Source organism: Arthrobacter sp. CAN_A212 (assembly GCF_015752345.1).
Classification (GTDB): domain Bacteria; phylum Actinomycetota; class Actinomycetes; order Actinomycetales; family Micrococcaceae; genus Arthrobacter_D.
The window spans coordinates 43904-62781 of the sequence record NZ_JADOUT010000005.1; the positions used below are offsets into that span (position 1 = coordinate 43904).

21 protein-coding genes are annotated in these 18878 nt (G+C 66.3%); 4 read left to right on the forward strand and 17 right to left on the reverse strand.

The genetic code is table 11. The features are described from left to right. Positions 1-38: 38 nt before the first annotated feature. The 5 genes from IWX64_RS06130 to IWX64_RS06150 all read right to left on the reverse strand — a co-directional run bounded on the left by IWX64_RS06130 (position 39) and on the right by IWX64_RS06150 (position 3275). Entirely contained in the window at positions 39-179 is a 141-nt protein-coding gene (locus IWX64_RS06130; protein ID WP_196866370.1) for a hypothetical protein, read from the reverse strand. A 20-nt stretch (positions 180-199) separates the two neighbouring features. Beyond that, complete coding sequence (gene hisH / locus IWX64_RS06135) at positions 200-838, reverse strand: imidazole glycerol phosphate synthase subunit HisH (protein ID WP_196866272.1); 639 nt, start codon at positions 836-838, stop codon at positions 200-202. Further along, a complete protein-coding gene (gene hisB / locus IWX64_RS06140; protein ID WP_196866273.1) occupies positions 835-1452 on the reverse strand; it encodes an imidazoleglycerol-phosphate dehydratase HisB in 618 nt (205 codons plus the stop codon). The genes hisH and hisB overlap by 4 nt, the downstream gene beginning before the upstream one ends. A gap of 111 nt (positions 1453-1563) precedes the next feature. Further along, positions 1564-2673, reverse strand: coding sequence for a histidinol-phosphate transaminase (locus tag IWX64_RS06145; protein ID WP_196866274.1), 1110 nt, complete (start codon positions 2671-2673; stop codon positions 1564-1566). A 242-nt stretch (positions 2674-2915) separates the two neighbouring features. Further along, a complete protein-coding gene (locus IWX64_RS06150; protein ID WP_196866275.1) occupies positions 2916-3275 on the reverse strand; it encodes a LysM peptidoglycan-binding domain-containing protein in 360 nt (119 codons plus the stop codon). A gap of 452 nt (positions 3276-3727) precedes the next feature. Here IWX64_RS06150 and lexA point away from each other — a divergent pair, with 452 nt between their 5' ends. Further along, the gene (lexA, locus tag IWX64_RS06155; RefSeq protein WP_245346162.1) at positions 3728-4384 is read left to right on the forward strand and encodes a transcriptional repressor LexA; all 657 of its coding nucleotides are present in this window, start codon (positions 3728-3730) and stop codon (positions 4382-4384) included. Here the strand turns inward: lexA and IWX64_RS06160 are convergent. Continuing rightward, positions 4381-6399, reverse strand: a complete 2019-nt coding sequence (locus IWX64_RS06160; protein WP_196866276.1) for an ATP-dependent DNA helicase — start codon at positions 6397-6399, stop codon at positions 4381-4383. The genes lexA and IWX64_RS06160 overlap by 4 nt on opposite strands. Then, the gene (gene hflX, locus IWX64_RS06165; RefSeq protein ID WP_196866277.1) at positions 6392-7936 is read right to left on the reverse strand and encodes a GTPase HflX; all 1545 of its coding nucleotides are present in this window, start codon (positions 7934-7936) and stop codon (positions 6392-6394) included. Before hflX ends, IWX64_RS06160 begins: the two co-directional genes overlap by 8 nt. Before the next feature lie 143 nt (positions 7937-8079). On the opposite strand from hflX, the gene IWX64_RS06170 reads away from it, so the two are divergent. Further along, on the forward strand, positions 8080-8433 hold the full coding sequence (locus IWX64_RS06170) for a hypothetical protein (protein WP_196866278.1): 354 nt from the start codon (positions 8080-8082) through the stop codon (positions 8431-8433). Positions 8434-8510: 77 nt separating this feature from the next. Then, a complete protein-coding gene (locus IWX64_RS06175; RefSeq protein WP_196866279.1) occupies positions 8511-9119 on the forward strand; it encodes a class I SAM-dependent methyltransferase in 609 nt (202 codons plus the stop codon). A 24-nt stretch (positions 9120-9143) separates the two neighbouring features. Here the strand turns inward: IWX64_RS06175 and dapF are convergent, their stop codons facing one another. From dapF to IWX64_RS06210, 7 genes are all read right to left on the reverse strand, one after another. After that, complete coding sequence (gene dapF, locus IWX64_RS06180) at positions 9144-10088, reverse strand: diaminopimelate epimerase (RefSeq protein ID WP_196866280.1); 945 nt, start codon at positions 10086-10088, stop codon at positions 9144-9146. A gap of 4 nt (positions 10089-10092) precedes the next feature. After that, positions 10093-11022, reverse strand: coding sequence for a tRNA (adenosine(37)-N6)-dimethylallyltransferase MiaA (gene miaA, locus IWX64_RS06185; protein ID WP_196866281.1), 930 nt, complete (start codon positions 11020-11022; stop codon positions 10093-10095). A 2-nt stretch (positions 11023-11024) separates the two neighbouring features. Beyond that, positions 11025-12584: a tRNA (N6-isopentenyl adenosine(37)-C2)-methylthiotransferase MiaB gene (miaB, locus tag IWX64_RS06190; protein WP_395939841.1), complete on the reverse strand. Its 1560-nt coding sequence runs from the start codon at positions 12582-12584 to the stop codon at positions 11025-11027. 60 nt (positions 12585-12644) lie between these two features. After that, positions 12645-14021 carry a lytic transglycosylase domain-containing protein gene (locus IWX64_RS16960; RefSeq protein WP_334683184.1) on the reverse strand — a complete coding sequence of 459 codons (1377 nt, stop codon included), beginning with the start codon at positions 14019-14021 and terminating at the stop codon, positions 12645-12647. 204 nt (positions 14022-14225) lie between these two features. After that, positions 14226-14750 carry a regulatory protein RecX gene (locus tag IWX64_RS06200; protein WP_442859034.1) on the reverse strand — a complete coding sequence of 175 codons (525 nt, stop codon included), beginning with the start codon at positions 14748-14750 and terminating at the stop codon, positions 14226-14228. Positions 14751-15008: 258 nt separating this feature from the next. After that, positions 15009-16082, reverse strand: coding sequence for a recombinase RecA (gene recA / locus IWX64_RS06205; RefSeq protein ID WP_196866282.1), 1074 nt, complete (start codon positions 16080-16082; stop codon positions 15009-15011). A gap of 190 nt (positions 16083-16272) precedes the next feature. Beyond that, positions 16273-16491 (reverse strand): DUF3046 domain-containing protein, encoded by a 219-nt coding sequence (locus IWX64_RS06210; RefSeq protein ID WP_196866283.1) that lies wholly within the window; start codon positions 16489-16491, stop codon positions 16273-16275. A 109-nt stretch (positions 16492-16600) separates the two neighbouring features. Between IWX64_RS06210 and IWX64_RS06215 the strand changes: the two genes are divergently transcribed. After that, positions 16601-17074, forward strand: coding sequence for a MarR family winged helix-turn-helix transcriptional regulator (locus tag IWX64_RS06215; protein ID WP_196866284.1), 474 nt, complete (start codon positions 16601-16603; stop codon positions 17072-17074). Between the two features lie 74 nt (positions 17075-17148). Here IWX64_RS06215 and IWX64_RS06220 read toward each other — a convergent pair whose 3' ends face one another. The 3 genes from IWX64_RS06220 to pgsA all read right to left on the reverse strand — a co-directional run bounded on the left by IWX64_RS06220 (position 17149) and on the right by pgsA (position 18872). After that, positions 17149-17589 (reverse strand): helix-turn-helix domain-containing protein, encoded by a 441-nt coding sequence (locus IWX64_RS06220; protein ID WP_192477265.1) that lies wholly within the window; start codon positions 17587-17589, stop codon positions 17149-17151. Positions 17590-17715: 126 nt separating this feature from the next. Continuing rightward, positions 17716-18234, reverse strand: coding sequence for a CinA family protein (locus IWX64_RS06225; RefSeq protein ID WP_196866285.1), 519 nt, complete (start codon positions 18232-18234; stop codon positions 17716-17718). A gap of 11 nt (positions 18235-18245) precedes the next feature. Next, positions 18246-18872 carry a CDP-diacylglycerol--glycerol-3-phosphate 3-phosphatidyltransferase gene (pgsA, locus tag IWX64_RS06230; protein WP_196866286.1) on the reverse strand — a complete coding sequence of 209 codons (627 nt, stop codon included), beginning with the start codon at positions 18870-18872 and terminating at the stop codon, positions 18246-18248. Positions 18873-18878: the final 6 nt, after the last annotated feature.

Below are 18878 nucleotides of genomic sequence, written 5' to 3' on the forward strand. Positions count from 1 at the left end.
TGTTGGGACTCTTTCGTAGCTGTCGGATGTCTTCAGGATCAGATGTCGGTGAGGGTCAGCAGGTAGGCGCCGAGCAGGGCCATTCCGGCAAGCACCCAGAAGCTGATGATCAGGAACTTGGGCAATTCCTGCGCCCGGAAGGAGATGGCCCCACCGATCAGCAGGCCAGCAAGTCCCATCAGCACTATGCTCCACATGGCTAACGGAGCCCTGCTGTCCAGTTCGACAGCAGGGCCGCCCCAGCGTCACCCGACTTTTCGGGGTGGAACTGGGTGGCGCTCAGCGGACCGTTTTCGACGGCCGCAATGAACGGTCCACCATGGTCTGCCCAGGTCACCAGCGGCGGCTTCATGGCCGGCTGGGTGACGTCAAACTTCCACTGCTGCACCCCATAGGAGTGCACGAAATAGAACCGTTCGTTGTCGATCCCCTCAAAGAGGCGGGACCCGACAGGTGCCTTGACGGTATTCCAGCCCATGTGGGGGACGACGTCGGCCTGGAGCCGCTCGACGGTTCCAGGCCATTCACCCATGCCTGCGGAGCGGACACCGTGTTCGACGCCCTCGTCGAAGAGGATCTGCAGTCCGACGCAGATCCCCAGGACCGGGCGACCGCCGGCGACCCGTCGACCGATCATCCGGAGGGCATCGACGTCCTTGAGCCCCTTCATCACCGTCGCGAAGGCCCCGACGCCGGGCACGACCAGTCCGTCGGCGTTGAGCACGTCGTCGGGCTTGGCGCTGAGCGTGACGTCGGCCCCGACGTGCTCAAGGGCACGGACCGCCGATCGGATGTTCCCGGAACCGTAGTCCAGGACGGTGACACGTGGGGCACTCATAGCGCCCCCTTGGTAGACGGAATGCCCTCCACCCGTGGGTCAGGCTCCACCGCAGCCCTGAGGGCGCGGGCAAATGCCTTGAACTGGGCCTCAACGATGTGGTGCGGGTCCCTCCCGCCAAGAACGGTCATGTGCAAGCAGATCTGGGCGTGCAGGGTGATGGCCTCGAAGACGTGGCGGGTCAGCGAGCCGGTGAAGTGTCCACCGATCAGGTGGTACTCCTGGCCTGCGGGTTCGCCGGTGTGCACCAGATAGGGCCTGCCTGAGATGTCGACGACCGCGTTGGCCAGCGCCTCATCAAGGGGAACCGTCGCTTCGCCGAACCGGCGGATCCCGGCCTTGCTGCCCAGGGCCTCCCGGAGCACTTCGCCGAGGGTGATGGCTACGTCCTCGACGGTGTGGTGGACGTCAATGTGGGTATCGCCAGTGGCACGGACCGTCAGGTCGATCAGGGAGTGCTTCGCCAGGGCTGTCAGCATGTGGTCGTAGAACGGCACCGAGGTGCTGATCTCCGCTCGGCCTGTGCCGTCCAGATCCACCTGGACGAAGACCGATGATTCGCTGGTGGCCCGCTCCCGGCTCGCAGTGCGTCCGACGGTGGTTTCCACGCTCATGACTGTCCTTCGGTTGGTTCGTTTCGCTTGGTGCATAGCGGATGGGTGCTGGGTGATGCGGTGGTTCGTGTCGCCAACGCGCGATGCCGCTGGGCACGGTCTCCTACCAGTCTAGGAGACGGTCCTGCCCAGCAACGATCCCAGAGTGTCAAGGAACACTGTGGTTTCGGTCTCGGTACCGGCCGTGACCCTCAGATGGCCGGGGATGCCAACGTCACGGATCAGGACGCCCGCGTCGAGCAGGCCCTGCCAGATGCGTTGTGGATCCTCAAGACCTCCGAAGAGGACGAAGTTGGCGTCCGACGGGACCGGTGACAGTCCCAGACCCCGCAGGCTCTCGACGATCCGGTCCCGCTGCGCCTTGATGTTTTCCACATTGGCAAGCAGCTTCCCGGAGTGGGTCAGGGCGGCGTTGGCGGTCGCCTGCGTCACTGCCGAGAGGTGATATGGCAGGCGGACCAGCCGCAGCGCATCAGTAACCTCGGGTGCGGACGCCAGATAACCGAGACGGGTTCCGGCCATGGCAAAGGCCTTGCTCATGGTGCGGGACACCACGAGGCGCTCGCGGCCCTCCAGTAGGGTCAGGGCGCTGACGGTGCCGGTGTGGGCAAACTCTGCGTAGGCTTCATCGACGATCACGATCGCCTGGGCGTCCTCGCTGGCCTCATAAACGGCTTCCACGACGTCCAGCCCAAGGGCGGAACCGGTGGGATTGTTGGGCGAGCAAAGGAAAACGATGTTTGCCCCGGACTGCTGTACCTGGCGGGCAGCATCGCCGGCACTGAGATCAAACTGCCCGTTTCCTTCCCCGGCGATGTACCGGGTGCCGGTGCTGCTGGCAAGGAGCGGATACATGGAGTAGGTCGGCGGGAAGCCAATCGCGGACCGACCCGGCCCCCCGAAAGCCTGCAGAAGGTGCTGCAGCACCTCATTGGACCCGTTCGCCGCCCAGAGGTTGTCCGGAGTCAGCCCGTGGCCCAGGTACCGGGCCAGGTTGGTGCGGAGCTCGGTGAACTCCCGGTCCGGGTACCGGTTCAGGCCGCCGACCTCATGGCTGATCGCAGCGATGATTGCCTCCCGCACCTCGTCCGGGACCCCGTAGGTGTTCTCGTTGACATTCAGGAGGATCGGGACGTCCAGCTGGGGGGCACCGTAAGGGTGCTTCCCCCGGAGATCGTCGCGTAGGGGCAATCGGCTCAACCGCTCAAACTGTTCGCTCACCTCTCAAGGTTAAGCGCGGAGCCCGCCAGTACAGAATCGGGCCACCTGCAAGTCCGCGCTACCACCTGCAAGGCCACGCTGACAGGCAAGTCCATGTTGGCAGGTAAGCGCACAACCGTTGGCGCACCGCGTCGGCGGCCGAAAGCTGGCGGACCGGGTTGGCTATATTGACGGGCCGGCAGTGACCTGACGGGCCGGCAGTGAATTGCGCTGCGAGGGTGCTTCTGCGAGGGTGCTGCGGGTCACCGTCCGGACGGGATGTCCAGCTGCTGCCCAGCCTGCAGTACCGAGGTGCTGAGGCTGTTCAGTTCGACGATCTCGGCCACGACGTCGCGTGGGTCCCGCTCGGGAGCAAACTCGGTGGCCAGGTGCCAGATGGTTTCGCCGGAGGCTACGCTCACGCTGACGGTCTGGGTGAATTCACCGTGTTCGCTGGAGGCCTTCGCCGGGGAGTTGAAGAAGCCGGACAACATGAGGGCGGCTGATGCCAGCAGCACGATCGGCAGGCCGACCAACAGGAGCCTGCCGCGGCGGGTGAGCCGCAGTTTTGCGCGGCTGGTGTCACGGGCGGGGGAATCTTGGTGTGTGGTGATGACAGACATGGATACACCTCTCTGTACTCGAATCAGTCCATTCGATCCCGGCGCTGCGGCCGGGCCCGGCCAACGGGCCGGGGATCCTGTTCGACTGTAAAACCGGGTGAACCCGTTTTGTTCGAACTTATCTTCGAATTACTGCTTGTTTATTTTTAGCACTCATTGACGAACTTTGTCGAGACACGATCGAACAAATGTTTGAAAACGTGTCCTAACTCCCATACCGTTAGGGCAAGGATGATGGTTTGGTTCCAGCAGAAATCAGCACATCATCCGCCACTGACAAAATAAGCTCGGCCCCTGAAAACATCAGGATCCGCCGGGTCACCTGGATTCTTATCGAAGGGACAGCGACCGTGAAAGAGTCCGACGGACCACTGGATGAACAGACCTCCGACCTGGCTCCCACGGCCCTCCCCGCCCGTGGCCGCCCCCGGGGTCGGCAGGTGCCCAAGGGAATGACCGTCCGGCAGAAGAAAATCCTGGAGACCATCCAGCGGGCGATCGGCACCAACGGCTATCCCCCGTCCATGCGCGAGATCGGAGACACGGTGGGGCTGGCGAGCCTGTCAAGCGTCACCCACCAGCTCTCGCAGCTGGAAAGGATGGGGTACCTAAGGCGGGATCCGAAGCGGCCCCGCGCGATGGAGATCCTGCTGCCCCTCACCCTTGATCACGACCAGAAGGGCGCCGCCGCTGGGACCGCTGCGGGAGCTCCAACCGAGATCGGCGGTGCCATTGACGCTGCAATGGTTCCCATGGTCGGCCGGATTGCTGCTGGTGGGCCCGTCCTCGCGGACCAAGTGGTCGAGGACGTCATGCCGCTGCCGCGGCAGCTGGTGGGCCACGGCGACCTGTTCATGCTTCGCGTTTATGGGGACTCAATGATCGACGCGGCGATCTGCGACGGCGACTGGGTGGTGGTCCGTCGGCAGCAGGAAGCCCAGAACGGTGACATCGTGGCAGCACTGCTGGACGACGAGGCGACGGTGAAAACGTTCCGCCAGCGTGACGGCCACACCTGGCTCCTGCCGCAGAACACCCAGTACGAGCCGATCCTCGGCGATCAGGCCACCATTATGGGCAAGGTCGTCTCGGTGATGCGCGCCCTCTAGCGGGGCTCGCCAGCCAGACGCTCCAGGACCCCTAGCGCCGTCGCGCGATCGGTGGTGGACCAGAACGGGGGAAGTGCGGCACGTAGGAACGAGCCGTACCGTGCGTTGGCCAGCCTGGAGTCCAGGATCGCCACCACCCCCTTGTCTTCGGTCGCGCGGATCAGCCGTCCGGCGCCCTGGGCGAGCCGGACAGCCGCATGCGTCGCGGAAACGCTCATGAAGCCGTTGCCGCCAGCCTTGGCCACCGCCCTCGTCCGGGCTGTCATCAGGGGGTCGTCGGGCCGGGGGAACGGAATCCGGTCGATGGTCACGAGTCGGCAGGACCTGCCGGGCACGTCCACTCCCTGCCACAACGACATGGTGCCGAACAGGCAGGTGTCCGGCTCATCGGAAAACTGCTTGACCAGGGCGGACATCGAGGAGTCGCCCTGGCACAGGATGTCGAAGTCGACCCGGGGTCGCAGCGCCTCTGCCGCTTCTTCCGCGGCGCGGCGGGACGAGAACAACCCGAGTGCCCCACCCCGGGAGGCCTTGAGAAGCACCTCCAGCTCATCGAGTTGGGCCGGCGAGGTGCCACGCTCAGGCTTGGGCAGATCCTTCGCCACGTAGAGCACGCCCTGCTTCGGGTAGTCGAACGGACTGCCGACGTCGACCCCGGTCCAGGAGGGCGCAGACGCCCCGGCAAGCCCCAGCGAACCGGCGACCGGTCCGAACTCGGAACCGATGGCGAGGGTCGCCGACGTCAGCACCACCGTGTGGTCGGCGAAGAGCCCCTCCCGCAATTTCCCTGCGACGGAGAGCGGCGCAATGTTGATCGTGGCGGGCGCAGTGTCGTCAGGCTGCGAATACCCGGTACCCGGAGAGAAGGTGCTGGGCCGTGACGCCCACAGCACTTCCCCAGCGGGGGTCGCGGTGAGCAGTCGTTCACACAGTTCAAAGACCGCCATGACATGGGACTTGGCCATCTGCCGGCCACCGTCCGCCGGGGTTGGGCCATCCCCCTTCGCATCCGAGAGCACCGCGCGGCAGGCCTCACGGACCTGCGTGATGGCGGATTCCTGGTCCTCGGTGAGGCCTGCAGCCATCAGGCCGGAAGGGATGCCCTCGACCGTCGACTCGAAGAAGCGGTTCGCTGAATCCAGGGGTTCAGCGCTCACTGACAGGTGTCGGCGCGCCGCTGAGGCAGCGGCGGAGATCATGCCGGTCGAAAGCTGCCCGGAGACCGCGCCCGTGACCCTGTCATGCAGTTCGTGTGCCTCATCAATGACCACCACGTCGTACTCGGGCAGGACGGCCAGCCCTTCGAACGCGCTGATGGCCAGCATGGCGTGGTTGGTAATGACGATGTCGGCGTCCCCCGCCTTCGCCCGGGCCCGCTCGCTGAAACATTCAGCTGCAACAGGGCATTTCTGGGCTCCCAGACACTCCATGCTGCTCACCGACACCTGACGCCAGGCCTGCTCGCTGACGCCAGGGGTAAGTTCGTCGCGGTCACCCGTCTCAGTGTCCTCCGCCCATTCCCGGAGCCGGACCACCTCGCGGCCCAGCGGTGTGGCCGGGCCTGCCGCCGGGTGGGGTGCAGCGGTGTCCTCACCGAGGCTGAAGAGCGCGTCGGGGGCCCCTTCCTCAGGGAAGCCGCCGCCGGTCTTGTGCTTGCAGACGTAGTTCCCGCGGCCCTTGAGGAGGACAACGTCCACCGGGCGCGGCAGTTTGCCGTTCAACGCCTTCAGGAGCCGGGGCACATCCCGGCCGACTATCTGAGCCTGGAGGGCGAGGGTCGCCGTCGACACGATTGCTGGCTTGTCGTGGGCCAGGGCGTGGGAGATCAGCGGAATGAGGTAGGCCAGAGACTTGCCGGTACCCGTTCCCGCCTGGACCAGCAGGTGGTCGCCGGAATTGAGCGCCTCGGCGACCCGCTGCGTCATCTCGTGCTGGCCGGTGCGGTTCTCACCACCCATGGCTTCGACTGCGGCATCGAGGAGTTCCAGCGGCCCGGTGGCACCGCTCTCAGGCATGCTGGCGGAATTCCTCCAGGTCAGCGGCGAGACCCTCGCGCACCATCACGTCGAGCCGGGTTCCCGACTCCATGTGCTCGAGATTGAGGATCTCGGCGTCGGACTGGTGCAGGCGGCTCACGACGTCGCCGCGCTCATAGGGCACCAGAAGGGTCAGCTTCACACTGGGGCGGGGAATGGCGGCACTGATGGCTTCCAGGAGCTCGGGGATGCCCTGCCCGGTGCGGGCCGAGACCACCACGTGCCGTGGTTCGCGCTGACGCAGGCGCTCGATCACAAACGGATCTGCGGCGTCGGCCTTGTTCAGGACGATGATCTCGGGGACCTTGCGGGCGTCGACCTCGGCGAGGACCTCGCGGACGGCGGCGATCTGGCCCTCCGGGTCCGGGTGGGAGACATCCACGACGTGCAGGATCAGGTCGGAATCGGCGATCTCCTCCAGCGTGGACCGGAACGCTTCGACCAGCTGGGTCGGCAGCGACCTGACGAACCCGACCGTGTCGGCCAGGGTGTAGCCGAGTCCGTCGGCGGTTTCCGCCTTCCGAACCGTGGGATCGAGGGTGGCGAACAGGGCGTTCTCCACGAGCACCCCGGCGTCGGTCAGGCGGTTCAGCAGCGAGGACTTGCCTGCGTTGGTGTAACCGGCGATCGCGACCGACGGAATCTCATTGCGACGGCGGTTCGCGCGCTTCGTTTCCCGGGCCGGCAACATGCCGCTGATTTCCCGACGCAGCTTCGCCATCCGGGTACGGATCTTCCGACGGTCCAGTTCGATTTTCGTTTCACCGGGGCCACGGGAACCCATACCCGCACCGGCGCCACCCACCTGGCCACCAGCCTGCCGGGACATCGAGTCGCCCCAGCCACGCAGCCGTGGCAACAGATACTCGAGCTGGGCGAGTTCCACCTGGGCCTTGCCCTCGCGGGACTTGGCATGCTGCGCAAAGATGTCCAGGATGAGGGCGGTCCGGTCGATGACCTTGACCTTGACGATGTCCTCCAGACCGCGGCGCTGGGAGGGCGAAAGCTCGCTGTCGACGATCACCGTGTCTGCACCGGTAGCCACCACGATATCCTTGAGCTCCTGGGCCTTGCCCGAGCCGAGGAAGGTGCCGGGGTCCGGCTTGAGACGGCGCTGGACGATCCCGTCGAGCACCTCGGAGCCGGCGGTGGCCGCTAGGGCTGACAGTTCCCGCAACGAGTTTTCGGCATCCTCAGCGGTGCCTTCGCTCCACAGTCCAGCCAACACCACACGCTCCAGGCGGAGCTGCCGGTATTCGACCTCGGTGACGTCTTCCAGCTCGGTGGACAGTCCCGCGACGCGCCGCAGTGCGCGACGCTCCTCAAGATCCTGCTGATCGCCGTCGTAGGACGACCGCTCATGATCCTGCCCTGTCGCGGCGCTGGCGAATCGGTTGCCCGCTGCCTTCGCGGACGCTGCTTCGTCTTTCGCCAGGATCCTGTCGATGACTGCCTGGATCTCGGCTGGGCCAATCTCCGGTTCCGGCGTGGCCGGTCCCCCGTTACTCGTGGACATACGCTCCCTAAAGTGGTGTCCTTCAATGGTAGTCGCCCACCCGCGGATCGGGTGAGGCAATTCACTGAGCGCGCAATCGGTCATTTGTTCCACCGGCCCGCCGGGTTGCCGTGGTCCCGGGCTGCCAACGATAGGATCTCGGCATGTATTCGGCCCGCCATCACTCCCTGATCCGGGAGCTTCGCGCCCTGCCAGCGCCCTCCTGGCTGGAGACCGTGCTCCTGTCCTGCCTGGAACGGTTGCGGGATGGCGGTCCCACGGAATGGGAGCAGGTACGGGTCGACGACGCGTGGGTTGACGGGGACACCATCTCGATCGTCTATCTGTCCCCCGGTGGGCAGCAGGCCGGGTTGATCAGGGGCCGGTCGTCCCTTTCGGTCGACGACCCGGTCGAGGCGGGCCGTGACATGGCGGATTATGATGTGGCCGAGCCCCTCGGTTCCGTCGCAGCGGATCTCGTCTACGACGCCCAGGGCGTCGGCTGGTGGGGAGGCTGAGCCCCTGGGGTCGCCCATCGGTCCCGTTGGTTACGTCATACGTGAAAGGGCCGGGTGCTCGACTACGCTGGTTTGTTATGGATTCCCACTACTTCAGCGCCCAGCCGTCCGGCCCGGAAATCCGAAAGCCGCTCCGCACGGTCCTGGCCGGAGTGGAGCGCACCCTGGTGACCTCGTCAGGCATTTTCAGCGCGGACGGCCTCGATAAGGGCACCCGCATTCTCCTGGCTGAGGCGCCCGACCCCGAGGGCACCCGCATGCTGGACATTGGCTGTGGCTGGGGGCCACTGGCGCTGACCCTTGCTCTGAAGGCGCCCGACGCCGAGGTGGTTGCCGTCGATGTGAACGAACGCGCCCTGGCGCTCACTGCCGAGAACGCGAAACTGCTGGGGCTGCGCAACGTCGTCGCCCAACGCCCCGAAGAGGTGGACGCCGGTGCCACCTTCGACACGATCTGGTCAAACCCACCGATCCGGGTAGGCAAGGACGAGTTGCATGCGCTGCTGCTGAAGTGGCTCCCCCGGCTCTCCACGGGCGGGTCGGCTTTCCTCGTGGTGCAGAAGAACCTCGGCGCGGATTCCCTGCAGAAGTGGCTGGGCGATCAGCTGGGAGTTGGGTACGAGGTGTCGAGGACTGCCTCCTCGAAGTCCTTCAGGATCATCCAGGTGGAGCGGCTCAGTTCCTGAGATAACCGGCCGGCTTAGACCGGCCTAGAGGAACGTCCCGGTTGCCACCAGGACGGCCGGCCCGCTAAGGCTCACGTGTTCGCGTCCCTCGGGTCCCGCATGGAAACGGACCCCGACGACGCCGCCCGGCACTTCGACGCTCCAGGCGAGAGGGGCCCCTGCACCGGCCCAGAACCGGGTGGCTGCCGCTGCGGCGCACGCCCCGGTCCCACAGGACAGGGTCTCCCCCACGCCCCGCTCGTGGACCCGCATCCGGACGCGTCCGACGCCGTCGTGAACGAGCGGGTCGTGGGGCACCACATACTCGACGTTGGTCCCCTCAACGGGGGCTGGCTCGACGAGTGGGGGCGTGAACAGGCGCGCGGCATCCAGTTCGGAGGGTTCGGCGAGTGCGACCACCGTGTGAGGGTTGCCCATGCTGATGGACAGGGCCGGCCGCGGCACCTCCAGCCCGTCAGTCTCCACCAGCGAATCGGTGGCCCTGGAGGCCGCCTCCCCCGGGAAGATAAACTCCCAGGGGCCCATGTCCACCGAGTAGCCGTCGGCGGAACGCTCCACCACTTTGATGCCACCGCGGGTGGCAATGGACGCCGTCGCACCCTCGGCGAGGGTGAGGAGCCCGGTGGAGACCAGCAGATGGACGAACACCCGGACGCCGTTGCCGCACATCTCGGAGAGCGAACCGTCCGCATTGCGGTAGTCCATGAACCATTCGGCGGACGGGTCGCTTTGGAGCAGCGCGCGTCCCTCGGGCAGATGGTGGGACCTGATGGCCCGGATCAGCCCGTCGGCGCCGATCCCGCGGTGCCGGTCACAGACGGCGACGACGTCGTCGGGACGGATCTGTAATTCACCGTCGGGATCAGTGACCAGGATGAAGTCGTTGCCGGTGCCGTGCCCCTTGGTGAAGGCCACCCCCGCGAGGGCGCTGGGTGCGGGGGAAAGGAGTGCATCGGGTCGTGTAGTCACCTGTCTAGGATAGGCCGAACGTGTGCCGGATGTGATCTGCGGCCCGGGTGGCGAGGAGCGGGTCCTCCCAATCGAGCCAGGTGATGCGCGGGTCGGCCCGGAACCAGGTGAGCTGTCGGCGGGCGAAGCGACGGGTGGCGTCGATGGTGTCACTGGCTGCCTCGTCTGCGGTCCACTCCCCGTCAAGGACGCGCAGGAACTGGGCGTAGCCGAGGGCCCGTGACGCGGTGCGGCCGGTGCGCAGGCCCTGGCTGTCGAGGGTGGCGACTTCGTCGAGTAATCCGTTGTCCACCATGGTGTGGACCCTGGTGGCGAGCCGTTCCCGCAACAGAGCCCGGTCAACCTGCAGGCCGATCTGCAGTGCCGGCTGGTGGTACCGGCGTTGCGGCATGAAGGAGCTGAACGGTCGGCCGGTGACCTCATGGACTTCGAGTGCGCGGATCAGGCGCCGTGGGTCGAGGTCCCGCCCCGCGGACACCGGGTCGACGTCGGCCAGCCGCTCGCGCAGGGGGTCGGCTCCCGCGCGGGCAAGCTCATCCTCCAACCGGGTGCGGATGGCTGCATCCGTGCCCGGAAACTCCAGGACGTCCAGGGCCGCCCGGAGGTAGAGACCGGATCCGCCGACCAGGATCGGCATCCGGCCGCGCCCGCGGATGTCGTCGACCGCCGCCCGCGCCTGCTCCTGGTACGCGGCCACGCTTGCCTCATCCCGCACGTCGAGCGTGTCGAGCAGATGGTGCGGGACCCCGAGCCGTTCCTCAAGGGTCACCTTGGCGGTGCCAATATCCATGCCGCGGTAGAACTGCATGGAGTCCGCGTTGATGATCTCACCGTCGAACCTGCGGGCCAGATCGATGCCGATCGAGGACTTGCCGGACCCGGTGGGACCGACGACGGCGACCAGGGGCGGACCGGTGGGCTCGGTGGTTGGCAACGCTAGGCGCCGCGGACGGGGAGCGTGGGCATTCCCAGCGATACTGCGGCACCTGGCGAGGTCGTGCCGGGAGTGGGCGCACCGCAGGAGTCGGCCTGTGACCTATCCCACGCATCGCCGGCCCGTGACCGCCTGATCTGGATGTCTGCCGCGGTCGCCGGGTCGGCGACCAGGTGGAATGCTGCCGCCTCGGTGACGGTGACTGTGACCAGGTCGCCCGGCCGGGGAGGCGTGACGCCGTCGGGTACCGAGAAGTGGACCAGTCGTTGGTCGCGGGCGCGCCCGGACAGGCGGTGGGTCTCGCTGGCTTTGCGGCCCTGCTGGGCTGTCACCATCAGCTCGACGCTGCGCCCCAGCTGCATCGCGTTCTCCTCGGCGGCGATGCGGTCCTGCAACGCGGTGAGCCGCTCGAACCGTTCCTGCACCACGGCCTTGGGAATCTGCCCGGGCAGGTCGGCGGCGGGAGTGCCCGGACGCTTGGAGTACTGGAAGGTGAAGGCGGTCGCGAAACGGGACTTCTCGACGACGTCGAGCGTGCCCTGGAAGTCCTCCTCCGTTTCGCCGGGGAACCCCACAATAATGTCCGTGGAGATTGAGGCGTGCGGAATCTTTTCCCGTACCCGGTCCAGGATGCCCAGAAACTTGGTGGACCGGTAGGAACGGCGCATGGCCTTCAGGACGCTGTCGGAGCCGGATTGCAGGGGCATGTGCAGCTGGGGCATCACGTTGGGCGTTTCAGCCATCGCGTCGATGACATCGTCGGTGAACGCCGCCGGGTGGGGGCTGGTGAACCTGACCCGTTCGAGGCCCTCGATGCTGCCGCACGCGCGGAGTAGTTTTGCGAAGGCCCCCCGGTCGCCGAACTCTACGCCGTAGGAGTTCACGTTCTGGCCGAGCAGCGTTACCTCGATGGCCCCGTCGGCGACCAGCGCTTCGATCTCAGCGAGAATGTCCCCTGGCCTCCGGTCGCGCTCCTTGCCACGCAGTGCCGGCACGATGCAGAAGGTGCAGGTGTTGTTGCACCCGACAGAGATGGACACCCAGCCGGAGTACACGGCGTCGCGCTTGGTGGGAAGGGTGGAGGGGAAAACGTCCAGGGATTCGAGGATCTCCAGCTGCGCCTCATTGTTGTGGCGTGCCCGCTCCAGGAGAGCGGGAAGTGCACCGACGTTGTGGGTACCGAAGACCGCGTCGACCCAGGGTGCCTTCGCCAGGATGGTTTCGCGGTCCTTCTGGGCCAGGCATCCCCCGACGGCGATCTGCATGCCGGGGTGGGTTTCCTTCACAGAGGCGAGCATCCCCAGGTTGCCGTACAGCTTGTTGTCCGCGTTTTCCCGCACCGCGCAGGTATTGAAGACGACGACGTCGGCCTGCGCGTCGGTGGCAGCGGTATAGCCGGCGTCCTCCAGGAGGCCCGAGATCCGCTCGGAATCGTGGACGTTCATCTGGCAGCCATAGGTGCGCACCTCGTAGGTGCGCCCTACTTCCGAGGTCGGAGCTTCAGCCGCGCCCGCCGACGTGGCGGGGAGACCGGGGGGAAGGGTCGGGGTAATGAGACTCACCTGTTAAGGGTACGTGCGCCCGGCCGACCCCCACAATCGGATCTCAGCCGATCCGGGCGTCTAGTACCAGTTGACGCGCTGGGAGTGCTGCCAGGCGGCGCACGGGGACCCGTAGCGGCCATCGATGTACCCGAGCCCCCATTCGATCTGGGTGCGGTAGTTGGTGCGCCAGTCGGCGCCGGAACTGGCCATCTTGCTGCCGGGCAGCGACTGCGGTATCCCGTACGCCCCGCTGTAGGGGTTGTTGGCACTGGTCAGCCAGCGGGATTCCTTGTTCCACAGGCTGACCAGGCATTGGAACTGGCCGTTGTCCCAACCGAAGGAGGGTAGGCGCGAGGAAGCGTAGGCCTGGGCGCCGGCGGGGTCGTCAACAAGCGGGCCGGGCGCCGGCGCGGGGGCGGGCGCGGGGGCGGGCGCGGGGGCGGGCACCGGCGCGGGAGCTGGGCCCGGCGCTGGCCTGGGAGCGGGCGCTGGGGCGGGGGCCGGTGCCGGCCTCGGAGCGGGAGCAGGTGCTGGTGTGGTCGGAACGGGCGCAGGCGGGGTGGGGCGTGGAGCGGGCGTCGGCTGTGGCGCTGGGGCCGCCACGGCTGGGGGTGCCGGAGCGCGGGGCGGGGCGATGGTGGCCGATAAAGCAGCTGCAGCCTCACGTGCCTTGGCGGCTGCCTCGGCCGCCGCCTGCTGTTCGAGGAAGGCTGCCTGTTCCGCCAGCCCGGTGATGCGCTCGGCTTCCAGGCTGGCGGTGGTGTCCTTGAGCTCGGCCAGTTGTTCGAACAGCTCGGCGGACCGTGACTGGTGTTCCTGCACCGCTGCCCGCGCCGCGGTGTCGTCCTCCTGGGCGTCGGTGAGCCGTTGGGCGGCCTCGGTGGCAAGTTCCCGGTGCCGGTCGGTGGCAGCGTCGTATTGGTCCCTGAGGGACTCAACCTCACGTTCGGCTGCAACGGCGTCGCTGTAGGACCCGGCGGCGCGGTCGGTCACCCTTTCGAGCACCATCATGCGGTCGAGCAGGTCCATGGCCCCCTCAGGATCCAGCAGGACAAGCATGCCCGTGTTGGCGCTTCCGGTCTTGTAGGAGAGGGCGGCCGCGGCGCCCGCAGCCCGATGCAGGTCTTCCGATTCCGCTTCGGCGCCGGCCAGCTGGACGGCGAGGGTATCCGAGAGCCGCTCACTCGCGCGCAGCTCCTGGGCGGCCTGTGCGTGTTCGGTGGCCGAGTGCACCGCAGCGTCTCCCAATTCGGCTGAGTTGGATTGCAGTCCATCCAGCAGGGATTCGATCTCGACGACCTGGGCCTGCTTGGCCGAGGTGTTGTCCTTGGCGGCGCGGATCTCCTCCCAGGTGGGAAAGTCCTGCGCGGCCGCCGGGGCAATGGCCGTCAGGAGCGAGGCGCCAAGAGCCAGCACGGCCAACGCTGCACCAGCGCCCGTCCGTGCAGCAGTCACCCCGCGCCCCAGCCCGATCATAAGGATGTTCAGCCTACAGTTCGGCGATCTGGGTCCGCCATACCTCACCCGGCGGATTAAGGGAACGAATGGGTAACGGCGCGGCGCATCGGGGAGTGCGTGCAGGCCCGGCACCCGAACCGGCGGCCCGACCTGCGCCGGATCTGGCCTGGCCTGGCCAAACCGAGTCTGCCCTGGCTTGGCCTACCGAAAATCGAGCTCCGAGCTGTCGCTGGCCACCGCGTCGAAGCCCTCGTTCTCGTACTCGTCCTCACGCTCGGCCACATCGTCGAGCACAGCCTTCACCACCCCGAAGGCGAGGGACGGACTGTAGCCCTTCCGGGCGAGCATGCTCACCAGCCGCCGGGTTTCCTTGTCACGGCTGGCCCGGTCACCGGCGCTGGCGAGGGGGCGGTACTTGCGGCGTACCAGCTGCTCGGCGGCCTCCCGCTCCTCGTCGTCGCTGACCTGGGCCAGCGCGTCCTCGGCAAGGTCCCCGTGGATTCCTTTCCCGGCCAGTTCCCTCTTCAGGGCGCTGCGTGCCAGCGACCGTGTCGCTGCGCGGCTCCGCACCCACATCATGGCGAACTCGGCGTCATCGATCAGCTCGACCTCCTCGAACCGGTCCAGCACCGCGGCTGCCACCTCGTCCGGCACCTCCCGCTCCGCTAGTTTGGAGGCGAGCTGGTGCCGGCTCTTCGGTGCCAAGGTGAGCTGGCGCAGGACTATCGACCGGGCCGTGGCGTAGGGGTCCGCGTCTGCGGCTCCCCCGCCATCCCCCTTTGGCGCAGACGACTTTCGGGCTGGAGACTTTGGGCCTGGGGACTTAGCAGCCGTGGTCTTTCGGGTTCCCCCGGACGTGCGCTTGGCTCCCAGCCCGCTACTCTGCCCGAATGACCCCTTGCCGGAGCTTTGCCCAAACGATCCTTTGCCGGAGCTTTGCCCAAAGGACCCCTTGCCGCTGTTCTGTCCGAAAGGCACGGCTGCCTAGCGGTTCTCTCCGCTGACCGCCTTCAGCTTGGGCTCCGCCTTTGCCTTGGGTTCAACGGTTGCGTCCTCGGCGGCAGCGCCCACACCCAGCTTCTCCCTGATGCGGCGTTCCAGCTCGTCGGTCAGGTCCGGGTTATCCAGCAGGAACTTCCGGGCGTTTTCCTTGCCCTGACCCAGCTGGTCACCGTCGTAGGTGAACCAGGCACCGGACTTCTTCACCAGCCCGTTCTCCACACCGACGTCGATCAGCCCACCCTCACGGGAGATTCCGTAGCCGTACAGGATGTCGAACTCGGCCTGCTTGAAGGGCGGTGCCATCTTGTTCTTGACCACCTTGGCCCGGGTCCGGTTACCCACCGGCACCGCGCCTTCCTTGAGGGTCTCAATCCGACGGACATCAATGCGGATGGAGGCGTAGAACTTCAGCGCCTTGCCACCCGTGGTGGTTTCCGGGCTACCGAAGAACACACCGATTTTCTCGCGCAGCTGGTTGATGAAGATCGCCGTGGTCTTGCTCTGGGCAAGACGGCCGGTGATCTTCCGGAGCGCCTGGCTCATCAGTCGTGCCTGAAGACCCACGTGGCTGTCGCCCATGTCGCCCTCAATCTCAGCACGGGGCACCAGCGCCGCAACCGAGTCAATCACCACCACGTCGATCGAGCCGGAACCAATCAGCATGTCCATGATCTCCAGCGCCTGCTCGCCGGTATCCGGCTGGGAGACCAGGAGTGCGTCGGTGTCGACGCCGAGCCGCTTGGCGTATTCGGGATCGAGGGCGTGCTCAGCGTCGATGAATGCCGCGATGCCGCCGTTGCGCTGTGCATTGGCGACAGCGTGGAGCGCCAGGGTGGTCTTACCCGAGGACTCAGGTCCATAAATCTCGACGACCCTGCCCCGGGGAAGTCCGCCTATGCCCAGCGCGGCATCCAGTGCGATGGAGCTGGTGGAGATGGTTTCGATGGGGGCGCGCACCTCATCGCCCAGACGCATCACCGAACCTTTGCCATACTGCTTGTCGATCTGCGCGAGTGCTGCTTCGAGAGCTTTCTCGCGGTCTGCTGGTGCGGCCATTCTTCACCTCAGTTGATTGTGGCCGTAGCGGCCGTTTTCGTGTTCAATTCGACGGTAGCCCGGGGCACTGACAAATTGAGAAGCTTCACGGCGTATGTGGATAACCACGACCACCGTCTCTATCAAATGATAGTCCTACCCGAACAAATATTCGAATAACGTGGTGCGGCGTGTCAGGGCTCCGGCGGGACTACTTCGGGGTGATATCCCTGCCCAGGCGCCGCTCCTGGGGGACATCCTGCAGGTCACAGACCGCCGTCCAGACCTCGCGGGGGCTGATCCCTGCCGCAAGGGCCTCCTCGGGCGTCCGGCCGCCAAGACCGGCGAGGACGATGGTGCGGGCCAGGGTGCGGGAGTATCCGCCGCCGAACTCGTCATCCATAAGCCGCCAAAAGGCACTGGTACGCATCTGGTCATCCTCTCATTTTCCCCGGGGCCGGTCGTCCTTCGACGGCACGGAGTGGCACTTTTGGACCCCATTGGTGGGCGATTGTGTCGGAAACCATAGAATGAACCACATGACAGCCGAGCACCGAGAAGCCGACCCCGCCGTAGACACTGCCATTCAGGCGCTTGAACAACAACTGAGCATGCTCTGGCGGAGGGCACGGTCGAACTCCTACAAGGTTGCCCGGCGTGTTCACCCGGACATGGAACCTGCCGCCTACGGGCTGCTGGTGATCCTGCAACGCGAGGGGGCGATGCGCCTCACGGACATCGCCGCGAGCATCGGCGTCGGGAAGCCATCGGTCAGCCGACAGATCGCCATGCTCGAACAGCTCGGGCTGGTACAGAAGGAAGCCGACCCCCTGGATGGCCGGGCCCAGTCGATCACGCTGACCCCTGCCGGGTCGAAGCAGCTCGTGACAGCCCAGACGGCCCGCAAGGAGGCGTTCCATCATCTGATGGAGGACTGGGATGTCAAGGATCTCACCACCCTGGGCACCCTGATCGCCCAGCTCAACGAGACCTACACCAAGGACAACTGGTAGGCGGAACGCACAACACAGCCCACCGGGATGACCCCGGCGGGCTGCGTTTAGCTACTGAAAATACTGCTTCGGGCCTAACGGTTGGTCGTTGCCAGACCGCGGCTGAAATCGTCGGACAGATCATCCGGAAGGTCGCCAACAAACGCGCGGGCGAATTCCTGGGGCACCGTGTCGGGTACTGAAACGCCCTCAGCTTCTGCGAGACGATCGCTGACTTCGCGGAGCATGAGGGATAACGGAACGTCGAGCGCCGTGCAAATGGAGGACAGGAGCTCCGAAGATGCTTCCTTCTGGCCCCGCTCCACCTCACTGAGGTAACCGAGTGAGACTCGAGCACTGTGCGAAACCTCGCGCAGCGTGCGGCCCTGCCGCTGGCGGACATCCCGCAGGACATCGCCGATCTCATGGCGTAGCACTACCATTTTGCGCTCCTTCGGCTTGCGCTGTGCATCTTCCGCCAACCCCACATCCCGCCAACGGACTACGCCGTTTATGGATACGGGTTGCTTTACCATCTGAATCGCCATGCTCCCTCGTTGCATTTGATCCGGTGTCTCCTTAGGGAGCTGGACCGGCTTGGTAGTTTCAAGCCTAAGCTGCCAACCTGTTCAATGGCTGACAGTAATGATAACTGTTCGGTCCTACATTTTGTTCCCGGGGTCCTGCGCCCGGACCCGTGCCCGTAACAGAGCAGCCATCTGTTCGAGGGCGGCGCCGCACGCGAGGGCACGCACAGTCTCCCGGTCGCCGTCGAACAGGTACTCCTGAACGCTGGTGCCGTCCGCCGACGCCACCGCGACAAACACCGTCCCCACCGGCTTGCCGCCGTGGGGTTCGGGACCAGCGGCGCCGGTGGTGGAGACTGCGAGATCGGCACCGAAGACCCGGCGCGCTCCGTCGGCCATCTGGCGGGCGACGTCGGCGTCCACGGCACCGGTGGTGGCAAGCCCCGCGGGGTCGACGCCGAGCACACCCACCTTGATGTCGTTCTGGTAGGTCACGGCCCCGCCCTGCAGCACGGCCGAAGCACCGGGCACCGCGCCCAGCGCGGCGCACACCATGCCGGCCGTCAGGGATTCGGCGGTCGCGAGGGTGAGGCGAAGGCCGGTTGCCAGCCGGACCACCTCAGCAGCGGGCCCGGCGGGGAAGGAGCTGGGCATCGGCGTCGCGGTTACGACGTCGGGTCGCCCGGTTGCCCGGACGCGCGGGCGCTCCGACGCAACCGGATGGCCTGGACGATGTAGTCCAGTCCGGTCACGACGGTGACGGCGACGGCCGCGAGCATCACCGCGACCGCGAGCCAGTTGTACCATTCGCCGACCAGCCCAGCCAGCGGGAGCAGGTACAGGAAAATGGCGAACGTCTGGATCACTGTCTTGAGTTTCCCGCCGCGTGATGCGGGCATCACACCGTACCGGATGACCGCGAACCGCAGCACGGTGATACCGAGTTCGCGGACGAGGGTCACGATGGTGACCCACCACCAGAGTTCCCCGAGGATTGAGAGCAGGATCAGGGCCGCACCGATCAGCAGTTTGTCGGCGATCGGGTCGGCGATCTTCCCGAAGTCGGTGATTAATCCCCGACTCCGTGCCAGGTCGCCGTCGAGCTTGTCGGTGTAGATGGCGACCGCAAAGACCGCCACCGCGAGCCAGCGGAACAACCCACCGGACCCGTCGTCGGCGCTCTCGTCGAGGAGCAGGAACCAGATGAAGAACGGAACCAGCAGGATTCGCACCACCGTCAGGACGTTGGCGATGTTCAGGGTGGGGACCTGTTGGGCCGGAGGAATACTCACGGAACT